The sequence below is a fragment of the Paenibacillus durus genome (genome assembly GCF_000756615.1).
Lineage (GTDB): Bacteria > Bacillota > Bacilli > Paenibacillales > Paenibacillaceae > Paenibacillus_AQ > Paenibacillus_AQ durus.
Map to the genome: position 1 here is coordinate 2,191,848 of NZ_CP009288.1, position 13,011 is coordinate 2,204,858.

13 protein-coding genes are annotated in these 13,011 nt (G+C 49.1%); 9 read left to right on the plus strand and 4 right to left on the minus strand.

Annotated elements, in window-relative coordinates:
• Positions 1–1,038, plus strand: a complete 1,038-nt coding sequence (locus PDUR_RS09840; protein WP_042206122.1) for an aldo/keto reductase — start codon at positions 1–3, stop codon at positions 1,036–1,038.
• A gap of 275 nt (positions 1,039–1,313) precedes the next feature.
• Here the strand turns inward: PDUR_RS09840 and PDUR_RS09845 are convergent, their stop codons facing one another.
• Entirely contained in the window at positions 1,314–2,195 is an 882-nt protein-coding gene (locus PDUR_RS09845) for a LysR family transcriptional regulator (RefSeq protein ID WP_042206123.1), read from the minus strand.
• Positions 2,196–2,296: 101 nt separating this feature from the next.
• Between PDUR_RS09845 and PDUR_RS09850 the strand changes: the two genes are divergently transcribed.
• Both PDUR_RS09850 and PDUR_RS30330 read left to right on the plus strand, forming a co-directional pair.
• A complete protein-coding gene (locus PDUR_RS09850) occupies positions 2,297–3,196 on the plus strand; it encodes a DMT family transporter (RefSeq protein WP_042206124.1) in 900 nt (299 codons plus the stop codon).
• Between the two features lie 22 nt (positions 3,197–3,218).
• Positions 3,219–3,458 carry a GyrI-like domain-containing protein gene (locus PDUR_RS30330; protein ID WP_169744903.1) on the plus strand — a complete coding sequence of 80 codons (240 nt, stop codon included), beginning with the start codon at positions 3,219–3,221 and terminating at the stop codon, positions 3,456–3,458.
• On the opposite strand, the gene PDUR_RS09855 is transcribed toward PDUR_RS30330, so the two are convergent.
• From PDUR_RS09855 to PDUR_RS09865, 3 genes are read right to left on the minus strand one after another with little or no spacing between them, the layout of a single operon-like run.
• Positions 3,427–4,404 carry an ABC transporter ATP-binding protein gene (locus PDUR_RS09855; protein WP_042206125.1) on the minus strand — a complete coding sequence of 326 codons (978 nt, stop codon included), beginning with the start codon at positions 4,402–4,404 and terminating at the stop codon, positions 3,427–3,429. The two genes, PDUR_RS30330 and PDUR_RS09855, sit on opposite strands and share 32 nt — an antisense overlap.
• Positions 4,405–5,208 carry an ABC transporter permease gene (locus PDUR_RS09860; protein WP_042206127.1) on the minus strand — a complete coding sequence of 268 codons (804 nt, stop codon included), beginning with the start codon at positions 5,206–5,208 and terminating at the stop codon, positions 4,405–4,407.
• 27 nt (positions 5,209–5,235) lie between these two features.
• Positions 5,236–6,033: an ABC transporter permease gene (locus PDUR_RS09865; RefSeq protein WP_042206128.1), complete on the minus strand. Its 798-nt coding sequence runs from the start codon at positions 6,031–6,033 to the stop codon at positions 5,236–5,238.
• Positions 6,034–6,264: 231 nt separating this feature from the next.
• Between PDUR_RS09865 and PDUR_RS09870 the strand changes: the two genes are divergently transcribed.
• The 6 genes from PDUR_RS09870 (at position 6,265) to PDUR_RS09895 (ending at position 13,002) form a co-directional block, all read left to right on the plus strand.
• Entirely contained in the window at positions 6,265–7,389 is a 1,125-nt protein-coding gene (locus PDUR_RS09870; protein WP_042206129.1) for a glycosyltransferase, read from the plus strand.
• A gap of 124 nt (positions 7,390–7,513) precedes the next feature.
• Entirely contained in the window at positions 7,514–8,482 is a 969-nt protein-coding gene (locus PDUR_RS09875) for an aldo/keto reductase (protein ID WP_042206130.1), read from the plus strand.
• A gap of 119 nt (positions 8,483–8,601) precedes the next feature.
• Positions 8,602–9,606, plus strand: a complete 1,005-nt coding sequence (locus PDUR_RS09880; protein ID WP_269079211.1) for a LacI family DNA-binding transcriptional regulator — start codon at positions 8,602–8,604, stop codon at positions 9,604–9,606.
• A 297-nt stretch (positions 9,607–9,903) separates the two neighbouring features.
• Positions 9,904–11,196 (plus strand): ABC transporter substrate-binding protein, encoded by a 1,293-nt coding sequence (locus PDUR_RS09885; protein ID WP_156130403.1) that lies wholly within the window; start codon positions 9,904–9,906, stop codon positions 11,194–11,196.
• Between the two features lie 85 nt (positions 11,197–11,281).
• On the plus strand, positions 11,282–12,166 hold the full coding sequence (locus PDUR_RS09890; protein WP_042206132.1) for a carbohydrate ABC transporter permease: 885 nt from the start codon (positions 11,282–11,284) through the stop codon (positions 12,164–12,166).
• A complete protein-coding gene (locus PDUR_RS09895) occupies positions 12,166–13,002 on the plus strand; it encodes a carbohydrate ABC transporter permease (RefSeq protein ID WP_042206133.1) in 837 nt (278 codons plus the stop codon). Before PDUR_RS09890 ends, PDUR_RS09895 begins: the two co-directional genes overlap by 1 nt.
• The last annotated feature ends 9 nt before the right edge of the window (positions 13,003–13,011 follow it).

Genomic DNA, 13,011 nt, shown 5'->3' on the forward strand with positions numbered 1-13,011 from the left:
ATGGAATACCGGAATTTGGGACGCACAGGCATGAAAGTAAGCAATTTTACTTTGGGTACAGGAGCATTTGGATCATGGGGAAACACAAACGAGGAAGAATGCATTCAAATCGTGGATGCTGCCATCGCAAATGGCATCAACTTCATTGACACCGCTGACGTCTATGCGGCCGGAGGTTCAGAAGAAATTGTCGGGAAAGCTTTAAAAGGCCGGCGTAATGAGGTTGTGCTTGCGACAAAAGTCGGAATGCCAATGGGAAAAGGGCTGAATCAAAGCGGAAGTTCCAGGTTGTGGATCAGACAGGAAGTCGAAAACAGCTTGCGCCGGCTTCAAACGGACCATATTGACCTATATCAGCTTCATCGTCCGGATCCGCAAACCGATATTGAGGAGACACTTGGCGTACTAACCGATCTTGTCCAGGAAGGGAAAATCCGCTATATCGGTTCTTCCACTTTTCAGGCTTGGCAGATTGCCGAGGCGCAAGGGGTAAGCGAACGCCGCAATCTGGCACGCTTCGCAAGCGAGCAGCCTCCTTATTCCATCCTGAACCGCAGCATCGAACTTGATGTCCTTGAAGTTGCGAGAAAATACGGCATGGGCGTGCTTGTATGGAGTCCGCTGTCCGGAGGCTTGCTCACAGGAAAATACGCCAAAGGTCAAGCCGCTTCGTCAGATTCCCGCGCTGCCCGTTTTCAAGGAAGTGTCCTGGGAAATATTGTTGACCCGACCCGTGAAGAAAATCGCGTGAAGTTCGAAATCATTAATGAGTTGCAAGGACTTGCTGCCGAGGCCGGAATCGCTCTTCCCCACATGGCTGTCGCTTTCACCCAAGCGCACCCATCTATTACATCTACCATTATTGGACCGCGTACGCTCGAACAGCTTCAAGGATCATTGGCAGGCGTTGATGTTCGGTTAAGCTCTGATCTGCTGGATGCCATTGATACGATCGTAGCTCCAGGGAAGACGCTGGATGATTTGGAGCGGGGCTGGATTCCGAATTGGATGGATGCGGCGAGCAGACGCCGGGCTTGAGCTTTATCCTTAGGCGAGTGTGCCAAATCGCCATTTTGATAGAATCATCCGGCGGTTTGTTCGTTCAATACGTTGATTTTGTCCGTCTGATTGCTTAAACTTCATAGTAAGAGCGCCTTCTTGATGGTGTTGGGTTTCAAACCCGTGGACAACCCATCATACCGAGGCGCTCCTTTTTTTGACAAAGGCCAGTCCAACCAATCCGGTGCAGTACAAAGTAAGCTGATGGCGACTCCTTTGTTGTTTTCGGAGGACTGTTCACCAGTCTTCAGGCGCTATGAATTTGATTCTGCGTGAAATAATGATTGTCCCACTAAAATGAACGTCCGTACTGCAGGCAGCGCTTCGTCCAAATAAGGGCAATGAAGACCTAAGTGCCTCCAATAGGTTGGCTTCAAATCTATAACCTCAATGTTGGGAAGAGAGTCCGGTAAAGCCAATTCAGGAACAATTGTGATTCCTAGTCCTTCTTGAACCATGCTCAATATTGTACTCGTATCCCTTACTTCGAACTGTACGGAGGGAGACAAGCCGGCATGGGCAAAAATCTCTCGAATGAAAGGCTCACACCCACCCTTTGACATGATAAATGGGAGATCAGAAAATTTCTCTACAGAAATTGACGGAAAATCTCCGAATGGGTGATTTTTAGGCAGTACAAGAACCATCTTGTCCTTGGTTAGGGGAATGAAGTTATCATTCCGGTTAAGTTGTGCTACAAAGCCCACGTCAATGACTCGATCATATAACCAGTCTGAGACCTCTTTATCATCCCCGTCAAAAAGGACAATTTCTACCCGGGGGTATTGCTGTTTAAACCTGGCAATGATTTTCGGCAGTAAGCGGGCAGCAGCACTGGGAAAACTGCCAATTCGAATCGTTCCGGCTTCAAGACCCTTTTCTGCCATTGCCGCATGTTCGATTTGAGTCATATGATTCAAAATTTCCCTAACTGATTTAAGCACACGTCTTCCAAAATCAGAGAGCATAATCCCTTGCTTTCTGTCACGAATGATTAAAGACACTCCAAGTTCGGACTCGATGCCTGCAATAGCATGACTAACAGCGGATTGAGTCATATTTAGCGCTTCCCCGGCTTTTGTAAAACTTCCGGTTTCCACAACTTTGGCGAAAACTTGTAACTGCGAAAATGTCATGAGCATACCCTCATATCAAATATGAATAGAATTAATTTGATTCATTTTAACTCAACCTTTACGATTAGACAAGAAGAAAATAATAATAGGAGGTAGTTTCTTTGAAGTCAAGAGAAATAGGTGTTTTATTATTACTGGCATCACTCTGGGGGGCATCTTTTTTATTCATGAGAATAGCTTCTCCTGTGTTAGGCCCCTTTCTATTAATTGATCTTCGTGTTTTAATCGCCGGAGTCGCCTTGGTCATTTATGCAGCCATTATCAGGCATCGCCCCAGGCTGTTGCATAACTGGAAGGAATACTTGCTTCTTGGAGCATTGAACGCCGCTATTCCATTCTGCCTTATAGCAGCAGCCGAACTTCATATTGACTCCTCATTGGCTGCTATTCTTAATTCAACCACGCCATTATTTACAGCTTTAGTTGCTCGGATATGGATTCAGGATCGGTTCACTTTTAAAAAACAACTCGGCCTCATGTTGGGGATACTGGGGGTAGTTATCCTGGTGGGTTGGAACCCTCAAGACATGGGTAAAAGCATTCTCATTCCAGTGAGTATGTCCCTTGCTGCAGCATTATTTATAGCTATCGGGGGAGTGTTTTCTTCAAGGAGATTTAAAGATGAGAATCCCTTAAATCTGGCGATTGGCCAGCAGCTTGCTGCAGGAGTGTTGTTGTTGCCGGTAGCCGTTTCATTTCCCCCGAGCAATGCTCCAGGAGGAGATGTGATCCTAGCAGTTATAGGGTTGGCAATTCTCTCAACATCCCTTGCATATCTACTGTACTTCCAACTTATTCGCAGTGTAGGACCGGTTAAAACACTCAGTGTAACCTACCTGATTCCAGTCTTCGGAATTTTGTGGGGGTGGTTGTTCTTACAAGAGCCTATTTCTTCAAGCATAATAATAGGGCTTTTGATCATCCTCCTAAGTGTTACATTTCTCGCTAACTTTCAATTCAATTTAGTGAAAAAACGTAATAGAGTAGATCATATCGAATAGAAATTGTTACAATACGTATGGGTTGAAGGAGGCTATCATCCCGGAAGGTCTATATGCGGTAACTGTTCATTTCGGCTCATCCGAAGAAATCGGCCCGACTAGGGATCGATGGGTTAATGAATGGCTGCCGGAGAGCGGGTGGCTGACCGATCCATCAAGACCTAACTATGAGCCGCCAAACCCTTTCGGGTATCCGGCGGCTTTTACCATATCATCAAATTCATGCGTATCTAATGATCGATCCTTTGATATAACTGTTTGATAACGTCGTCGATTTTGGGCTCCTGGACGGTCAGATTGTGGATGTCAAGCAGGTCTGAGAGCTGCTTGATCATCGGGGCGACCTGCTTGTCGTCTTCAATCCGGAAGAACAACTGGCTGTCTTCCCTCCGTTCGACGGGTGGCCCGTTCCAGGCGGCTTCGTCCCAGTTCGGCGCATCCACGACCAGGTAGCGAAAGCCTCCGAACTCGGCGGTCATGACCTCCGTGCTGCCGTCGAACAGGATTTGTCCTTTGTCGATGAAGATGACTCGATGGCATAATTTTTCGATATCGTCCATGTTGTGAGTCGTTAAGATGATCGTGATTTCTTTCTCTTTATTGATCTCTTGCAGAAAGGACTGGATTTTTTCCTTCGCCATGATGTCAAGACCGATTGTCGGCTCGTCGAGGAAGAGAATTTCCGGCTCATGCAGCAGGGCTGCGGCAATATCTCCACGCATCCGTTGCCCCAGGCTCAATTGGCGGACCGGCGTGGAAAGGAAGGACGACATGTCCAGAATATCGGTGAACATCTCCAGATTGCGCTGAAATCGCTCTTTCGGAACATCGTATATTTTGCCGAGCAGCTTGAATGACTCAATCAACGGCAGATCCCACCACAGCTGGGTGCGCTGTCCGAATACGACGCCGATATGCCCCGCGTGCTGCTTACGGTTCTTATACGGCTCCAACCCTTTAACGAGGACGGTTCCCGAAGTGGGCACCAGCACACCGGACAGCATTTTGATCGTGGTCGATTTTCCTGCTCCATTCGGTCCGATATAGCCGACGATTTCCCCCTTCCGTACAGTGAATGACACGTTGTCCACGACGTTCTTGGACTTCTTTTTGAAGGAAAAGAGAGCTTTAAGCAGCTTGAATGATCCAGTCGGCTTTTCTTTGGAATCGAACTGTCTGACCAAATTGTCCGCTACAATAATGTCCACTTATGTACCCGCTCCTTTGTAGGCGTTTAATCCTTTTGTCCATACGAAGTAAGTGACCGAGACCAAGAGCAGCGCCACGAGCGGCGTGAGATACATCAATAGAGGAGAGAACGTGCTGTCCGACCGGTTTCCCAATAAAAATGAAGAAGGATAATAGCTGATGAACGCAACAGGCAGAACGAAAGTCAGCAGAACCTGCAAAGCGCCGTTATAGATGGATAACGGATAGCGGGTAAATTGGGCGAGCAGTTGGTCAAGGATATTGCGCATTGCCCCTCCCTGAAGTGTCCAGAACACCATACAGCCGATCAGCATCTGCAGCGACCATTCGATAGCCGCGCCGCTGAAGACGATTACCAGCAGATATACGATCTTTCCGAAGGTCCAGTCTGGAATATGCGCCATGGATACGGCTAGTCCGATGATGCCTGCCAGCATATCACCGAATCCGTAGATTTGTATATTATGCGCGGCAAATGAAAACATCGGGTTAAGAGGCCTGACGAGGAAGCGGTCAAATTCCCCATTCCGGATTAGCGAGTCGAGGAACCAGCTCTGGACGAAGAATGCGATGAAGATGCCGTGCGTTGTCCGCCTGAGTGAAGTCATGAAGATGAGCTCATACGTACTCCAGCCGTTAATGATGGGAACCTTCTGCGTGATCACCCAGGAGACCAGGATAAAAGACAAACCGAGAAACGTAATGCTCAGCACCCCGATGGCGAAATTTAACGGATAGGCCATGTGTGACCGCAAATTTGCCGATTGCATGGCTAGATACAGCTTGATATGTCTGCCGATCAATTGGACCTTCGCCTCCTTATTTGTAGATTAACCTCCCGTGATAACCAGCTTCCGCTCGATCCAGGCGAGGATCACCCGGCTGAGCAGCAGAAGGATGAGACACCAGGCGGCTTGAAAGGCGAGCTGTTCCCAGATGGCGGTTCCTGTTATTTTTCCAATGAACAAGGACAAAGGAATATTGAAAATACCCTGAAACGGAAGCCAAAGAAGGACCCGGCTGACCGCATCCGGGAAGAACCAGAGCGGAACCATTGCGCCGGAGCAAATGTCGGTAATAACAGATTTGAACATTTCGATCCCCCACGTTTCCGTGAACAGGATGGCCGTCATGCCGACGATGAAATTAATCAGAAAGGACAGCAGAAAAGCAAGCAGGACGCTTGCAGCGAAAGCGGCAGCCTGCACGCCGGCCGGATAATCGATCGGGAAGAACAGGAACACCGCAACCAGCTGCGGAATAACGGCATAGACCATGCTGTATAGGAAAACCCCCGCCGCTTTGGAGAAATGCATCCATTCATAGTCCCAAGGTTTCTGCATGTCGAATACGATGGAACCGTCTCTTACTTTGTCGCTGATTTCATAGGAGATGGATGGGGGCATGATAGCGAATAGAATGACGGAGAGCATCGCATAGGTCTGCATTCCCTGTGAAGTGACTCCCGTAGATAGGGCAAGCCCTTGCCCGTTAGCATAAATGGCCCTCCACACTTCGCGGAAGGCGATGACCAGAATAAAGGAATTGATTACCCGCAGCAGCACATCGAACTTATATACCTGTGTGTTTTTCAGTGTGGTTATTGTATAGGCGGCGTACTTCCCCACAGCACCACTCTCCTCAAAATGGATTATTGTACCAATTGGGTGCGCTTACATCATTTTACTATAAACCGCTGGATGCGGCATTTGATTTTTTCGGGTAAATATGTATAAGATTTTCGGTCCCCCGATTTTCTGAGCGAATTATTTATGTCCCTGTATACCGGTTAATCCCTTTTTCAGCGGAGCTGGCATACTCTAACTCATACGACGATGCGCAGTGAAATGAGGGAGCTTATGAACACATATTGGTGTGAATGGCGGGGCCCCGTTAAGAAAAAGAGCGGGCTCGGTATCGCCAGCCGGGCGTACGTGCGGGCGCTGCGGCGGCAGGGTGTAAATGTGCGGGTTGGATTCAAATCGTTAAAGAACCTTGGAATCCGGCGGTCAGCGGTTAAAAAAGTTCTAATATGCCACCATCCGCCGCACGAGGTACATGTGAAAGAGGAGCGGAAGCGTTACGATCTTGTGATCCTGAACACCATTTGGGAGACGACACAGTTGCCGAATCGCTGGAAGCCGCACATGAATAAATTTGATGCGGTTTTTGTGCCTACGCTCCAGAACAAAGAAGCACTCCTGAACAGCGGCGTAAAGGTCCCCATCTTCATCGTACCCCATGGCGTGAATACGAAGGAATACCGTCCGGGAAATCTCAAGCTGAACCTGCCGGAGCATAAAGGGAGATTCGTATTTGTGTCCGTCTTTGGTTTCCAGCACCGCAAGAATCCGGAAGGGCTGCTCCGGGCGTACTGGGAGGAGTTCTCCGCCAGTGATTCCGTGCTGCTCGTGATCAAGACGAACGGCTATGACTCTCGTGAGACGGAAGGCTGGATTAAGAAACGAATCAGCCAGTACAAGAAACAGCTGGGTCTTAATAAAAGCACCGCTCCCGTTAAGATCATCGGCAGGCCGATCACACCCGGGCAGCTTAGAGGGATATATACGCTGGGGGATGCTTTTGTGCTGCCGACGAGAGGGGAAGGCGTGGGCATGCCGTTTCTTGAAGCAATGGCCAGCGGCATTCCGGTTATTGCAACGGGCTGGGGAGGCCATATGGATTTTGTAAACAGCCGAAATGCTTTCCTGGTGAAATATAAGCTGCGGAACCCGGCGGTCAGCATGCGAAGCAGGCACGCGATATCCCGTAAATTTAGCCACCTGTTCGCGCAGCAGGGACAGCGCTGGGCGGAGCCGGAGCTTCAAAGCCTCAGAAAGCAGATGAGGGCCGCATACGAGAATCCCCATCTCTGCAAGGTGAAAGGCCGCCAGGGGCGTCAGGATGCGCTCAAGATTTCCTGGGATCGGGGGGGCAGATTGATGAAGCAGGCAATCGAACAGGTAATGAGAGTGAAGAAATAGGGGGACGGACTGCCGCTAAACACAAGGGGTTCCGGGGGTTTGGCGGCTTTAAGTTTTGATCGTTCATTGTGGTATACTGGGGATTGCAATGGAAAATTTCAGATTAAAGAAGGCGAGGGAACTCATGAACTACAGAACGCTTGGAAGAACGGGATTAAAAGTATCTGAAGTCGGTTTTGGAGCCTGGGGGATCGGTAAAACGTCATGGATTGGCGCGGATGATCAAGAATCGCTCAAAGCGCTGAACCGGTCCATTGAGCTGGGATTGAATTTTATTGATACCGCGCTTGGCTATGGAGACGGGCACAGTGAGAAGCTGGTTGGACAAGTTGTCCGGGAGCATGCCGGGAACATCTATGTGGCGACCAAGATCCCGCCGATTAACAGACAGTGGCCCGCCCGCAGCGGTGTACCGGTAGAAGAGACGTTCACTAAGGAGCATGTGATTTCCTCCACGGAACAGAGCTTGCGGAATTTGGGTCTTGAGACGATTGATGTTCAGCAGTTCCATGTCTGGTCGGATGAGTGGGTCGGTAGAGGGGACTGGCTGGAAGGTGTGCAGAAGCTGAAGGAACAGGGAAAAATCCGGTTTTTTGGCGTTTCCATCAATGACTATCAGCCAAGCAATGCGATTAAGCTTATTGAAAGCGGTCTCGTTGACACCGTGCAGGTTATTTACAATATTTTTGAACAGAGTCCGGAGGACGAACTGCTGCCTGCTTGTGAGAAGCACGATATAGGGGTGATCGTTCGGGTTGCGCTGGACGAGGGCGGATTAACGGGAAAAATCACGCCGGAAACGATCTTCGATAAAGGCGATTTCCGCAATCATTATTTCAAGAATGACCGTAAGCGGGAGGTCTTCGAGCGGGTGCAGCAAATTGCAGCCGACTTGAACATTTCTATTGACGAAATGGCTGAAACAGCACTGCGTTATGTGCTTAGCAGCCCCGCAGTTTCGACGGTTATTCCGGGGATGCGCTCCGTTGCCAATGTGGAACGCAATATAAAGGTGGGAGATGGGTTGGGGCTTCCTGAGGACCAGCTTGCCAAGCTGAAGGCGCACCGCTGGGTCCGCAATTTTTATAACTGACTCGTTGCGACGAAGCCGTCTGACACTTTCGGGTGTCCGGCGGCTTTTTTAAATTTCTTTCGCATTATCTCGATATAAGGTAAAATGATTGAAACTGGTTTCAATATTTGCTGCGAGAGGTGGACAAACGGATGACAACCATCATTGATGTGGCGCGCCTGGCGGGAGTGTCAAAAACAACCGTATCCCGGGTGATCAATAACTATCCCCATATTTCCCCGGATAAAAAGGAACAGGTCCTGAGGGCAATGGAGCAGCTTGGGTTTACGCCGAATCCTTCCGCCCGGAGGTTAAGAGGCCAGCTTGCGACAACCATCGCGGTGGTCGTCCCGAAAATTGTGAATCCGTTCTTTTCCTACTTAGTGGATGCCATTGAACAGGTCGGTTACCGCAGCGGCTACCAGACCCTGATTTGCCAGACGAATGAGGATAAGGAGAAGGAGCTATCCTATTTGAATCTGCTGAAGACCAAACAGGCGGACGGCATCATTATGACATCGATTGAGAATGATTGGGCGCAGATTGAACCTTATACCGAGTTTGGCCCCATTGTGCTGTGCAACGAATATATCAACAAGACGGATGTTCCGATGATCCGGGTGGATCAATATCAAGGCACTTATATTGGCGTCAAGCATCTAATTGAAAGAGGGCATCGCAAGATTGCTTATTGCACGGGCGGATTATTTACGGAATTCGGAAAGGACAAGGATCGGAACCAAGGCTATCAAAAGGCGCTGGAAGAAGCCGGCATTCAGGTGAATCCGAGCTGGATTCTGGTCGATAAGCATACGATTGAGGACGGTAAACAAGTGATGCAGCTCCTTATGGAAATGAAGGACCGTCCGACCGCCGTGTTCGCCGGGAGCGATGAAATTGCCGGAGGGCTGATGATGGCCGCGAAAAAAGCCGGCTTGCGCATTCCTGATGATCTGGCGATCATCGGCTTTGACGATCAACCGATCGCGGAAGTGCTGGACCCAGGACTAACCACCATCCGGCAGCCCATTGCACAAATGGGGAAGAAGGCCGGAGAGATTTTGCTGGCGATGCTGAATGAGCCTTGTCCGAGCCCTGCGGTTTATGAGCTTCCGGTTGAACTGATTGTCCGGGAATCCACCTAGCATGCGGGAACAAGCATCCGGCGGCTCTTGTGCATTTTTGGTAACGTTACCAATCTAAACAACCAAATATTGCCGATCAGAAGCTATGAAGCAGCCATATATTCGCTTTGCTGGTTATTATTTTAGTGCTAAGTTAGAAAAAAGTTGTTGAAACCGTTACCAAAGAGTGGTACATTATATCCATAATCACTTCGGATGACTGAGATGCGAGATAATATCATAAAATTTGGTATCGTTCCCAAACATTCTGAGGTGATTGGATCAGGTGAAGTTATTACATTTACGGAGGGGTTTCATTTGAAAAAGACATTGGCTTTATTCCTCGTTATTTTAATGGTTGTTGCCTTGACCGCTTGCGGCGGGTCAGGGAATTCGGGCAACACAGCGGCGGATTCAAATGGCGGCAAAGTCAACATTGTAATTGTCAACGGCAAAGGTGAAATCGCTTCCCAGTGGGAGCAGGCAGCAAAAGATTTCATGGCGGCAAACCCGGACATTACGGTTGAAGCGGTCTCCGGAGCGGTTGGGGAAACGGTCAATCTGCTGGACAAACTGACGGCTTCCGGCAAAACGGTTACGCTAGCAATGATGTCTCCCGATTCCATTGTTAACAAATACAAAGACTTCGGCATTGATCTTTCCGGCGAGAAGTGGAATCAGGACACCGTTTACGGCGTTAAAGACTTGAGTGGCAAAATCGCCGGTTTCCCGTTCTCCATTGAAGGCTTCGGGCTGGTATACAACAAGAGTGTCGTGGAAAAAGCGATAGGCGGCACCTTCGATCCTTATTCCATCAATACCCGCGACAAATTGAAAGCGCTTTTGGACAAAATCCAGGCCTCCGGCGTGAAATATCCGGTCGCTTATCAAACGGAGAACTGGTCGGTTGCGAACCATTACAGCACGCAGTTTCTGAACCAGGCGGAGGACCCGAATACGATTGTGGAACAGCTGAAAGCCGGAAAGTTCGATCTAGCAAGCAACGCTGTATGGAACGGCTACTACGATACGATGGATCTGCTTGTCTCCAAGGCATACAACAAATATGGCGAACGCCCGCTCGGCAAGTATTATGACGATGCGCACCTGAGCGTGGGCAAAGGCGAATCCGCCATCCTGTTCAACGGAAACTGGGCGTTTGATTCACTGAAAGCGGTCTCGGGCGAATCCTTTGGCTTTATCCCGGTTCCGGTGGACAACAATCCGGATAATCCGCTCAACAACAAAATTGCCGCAGGCCCGACCAATATTCTGGTGATCAACAAGTCGGCTACGGCTGCCCAGCAGGAAGCAGGCAAGAAATTTCTGAACTGGCTCGTCTATGATCAAAAAGGCCAAGATTTTCTCGTCAATCAAGCCCAAGTCATTTCCGCTTTCAAGAACAACCCGAATAAAGTGACGAATCCGCTTGGAGTAGCAATTGGCGAGGCCGTGCAAGCAGGCAAAACTCTGCCGTTCAGCTCCAACTATGTAAAAGTTGAAGATTGGGGCAACATCCTTGCGCCGGATATTCAAAAATATATTGCGCAGAAAGAATCCCGCGCCGATCTGGCCAAAGCCATCGAAACCTACTACAAAAACCAGCACTAATCAATTAATCGTTATGAAACGGGAAAAGGGCGGGGCAGCCCCGTTCTTTTCCTCAACTTCAAGCACTTAGGGGTGAGTCAAACTTATGATAACGGAAAAAAGCCGGCTGAAGTCGCTCGGCAACCAATTGTTTTTTACCGGTCCCACGATTATTTTCTTCGCCATAGCGGTACTGATTCCATTTGCCTATGGCCTGTATCTTACGCTGACAGATATGACCTCCCCCGTTAATCCGATCAAGTTCTCGGGTTTCGGCAACTATAAAACCGCATTTACGGATACCGCGTTCTGGGAATCCATGTGGCTTACGGTCGAATTCGTCGTGGCGACAGTCATCATCATTAATATCCTTGGCTTTGTTCTGGCATTTCTGGTCACTTCCGGCGTGAAAATGCAAAATTTCTTTCGGACGGCGCTGTTCACTCCGAATCTGATCGGCGGATTGATCCTCGGCTACATCTGGCAGTTCATCTTCGTGCAGACGCTTCCGTCCATCGGAGACAAGCTCGGCATCGAATGGCTGCGGCTGGGCTGGCTGGGGGATGAGCACCTGGCTTTCTGGGCCATCGTAATTGTAACGATTTGGCAGTCGGCGGGCTATATGATGATTATTTTTGTCGCAGGTCTGGTCAATGTTCCAAAAGACGTCATGGAGGCGGCCACAATCGACGGGGCGAACGCATGGCAGCGCTTAAGAAATGTCATTCTCCCGCTGATGGTTCCATCCTTTGTCGTCACAATCTTTTTGACCTTGAAAAATGCCTTTATGGTCTATGACGTGAATTACTCCCTGACCGCAGGCGGGCCATACGGCAGTACGACCATGGTATCCATGCATGTCGTCCAAAAAGCTTTTACGGAAAATATCTACGGTGTCGGCCAGGCCGAAGCGATCGTGCTGTTCATCATAGTGGCGGTTATTACAGGTTTGCAGGTTTATTTCAGTAAGAGAATGGAGGTTGCCGCCTAATGGAAGCCAGAAAAAGAGCAGCCTCTATCCTCACTTATACTTTGCTGATCATATCCTTTGTTGTCTTTGTCTTTCCGTTCTTCCTCATGGTTGTCAACTCGTTCAAGAACAACGGCGAGATACTCGAAAGTCCTTTTTCCCTGCCGGCCAGCCTGAATTTCGGGCATTTTGCCGAAGTCGTCGATAAGATGAATTTCTTGGTATCGTTTAGAAATACGGTTGTGATTACCTTGCTAAGCGTTCTGCTCATCGGCATATTCGCGGCAATGACCGCTTATTACATGGTCAGACGTCCGACCAAATTCAATAACGGGCTCTTTGCACTGATGGTTGCATCGATGATTATTCCTTTTCAATCCATCATGATCCCGCTGATTTATATCTACGGAGCCAAGCTTCATTGGATCGATGCGGCGCCGATTCCGCTGCTCATTATCCTCTATATCGGGTTCGGCAGCGCACTCTCGATATTTATGTATCACGGCTTCGTAAAGTCGATACCTTATGAGCTCGAAGAAGCTTCGCTGCTGGATGGCTGCACGCGGCCGCAGACTTTTTTCAGAATTGTGCTGCCCATGCTCGCCCCAACCTCGGTGACGATCGCCATTCTGAACGTGCTCTGGATCTGGAACGACTACTTGCTGCCGTCCCTTGTGCTTACGAAAGACCGGGATTTCACCATGCCGATCAAAATGAAAGTGTTTAACGGAACGTATATGAACAACTGGGAACTGCTGATTCCCGCGCTGCTGCTCACCATCCTGCCCATCCTTGTCGCTTACCTGTTCGGGCAGCGTTATATTATCCGGGGCGTCAGCCAGGGAGCGATTAAATAAAGTACAGAT

Excerpts from the sequence above, each read along its gene's own strand:
- PDUR_RS09840 (WP_042206122.1), top strand. The coding sequence starts at position 1 with ATGGAATACCGGAATTTGGGACGCACAGGCATGAAAGTAAGCAATTTT.
- PDUR_RS09845 (WP_042206123.1), bottom strand. The coding sequence starts at position 2,195 with ATGACATTTTCGCAGTTACAAGTTTTCGCCAAAGTTGTGGAAACCGGA.
- PDUR_RS09870 (WP_042206129.1), top strand. The coding sequence starts at position 6,265 with ATGAACACATATTGGTGTGAATGGCGGGGCCCCGTTAAGAAAAAGAGC.
- PDUR_RS09875 (WP_042206130.1), top strand. The coding sequence starts at position 7,514 with ATGAACTACAGAACGCTTGGAAGAACGGGATTAAAAGTATCTGAAGTC.
- PDUR_RS09890 (WP_042206132.1), top strand. The coding sequence starts at position 11,282 with ATGATAACGGAAAAAAGCCGGCTGAAGTCGCTCGGCAACCAATTGTTT.
- PDUR_RS09895 (WP_042206133.1), top strand. The coding sequence starts at position 12,166 with ATGGAAGCCAGAAAAAGAGCAGCCTCTATCCTCACTTATACTTTGCTG.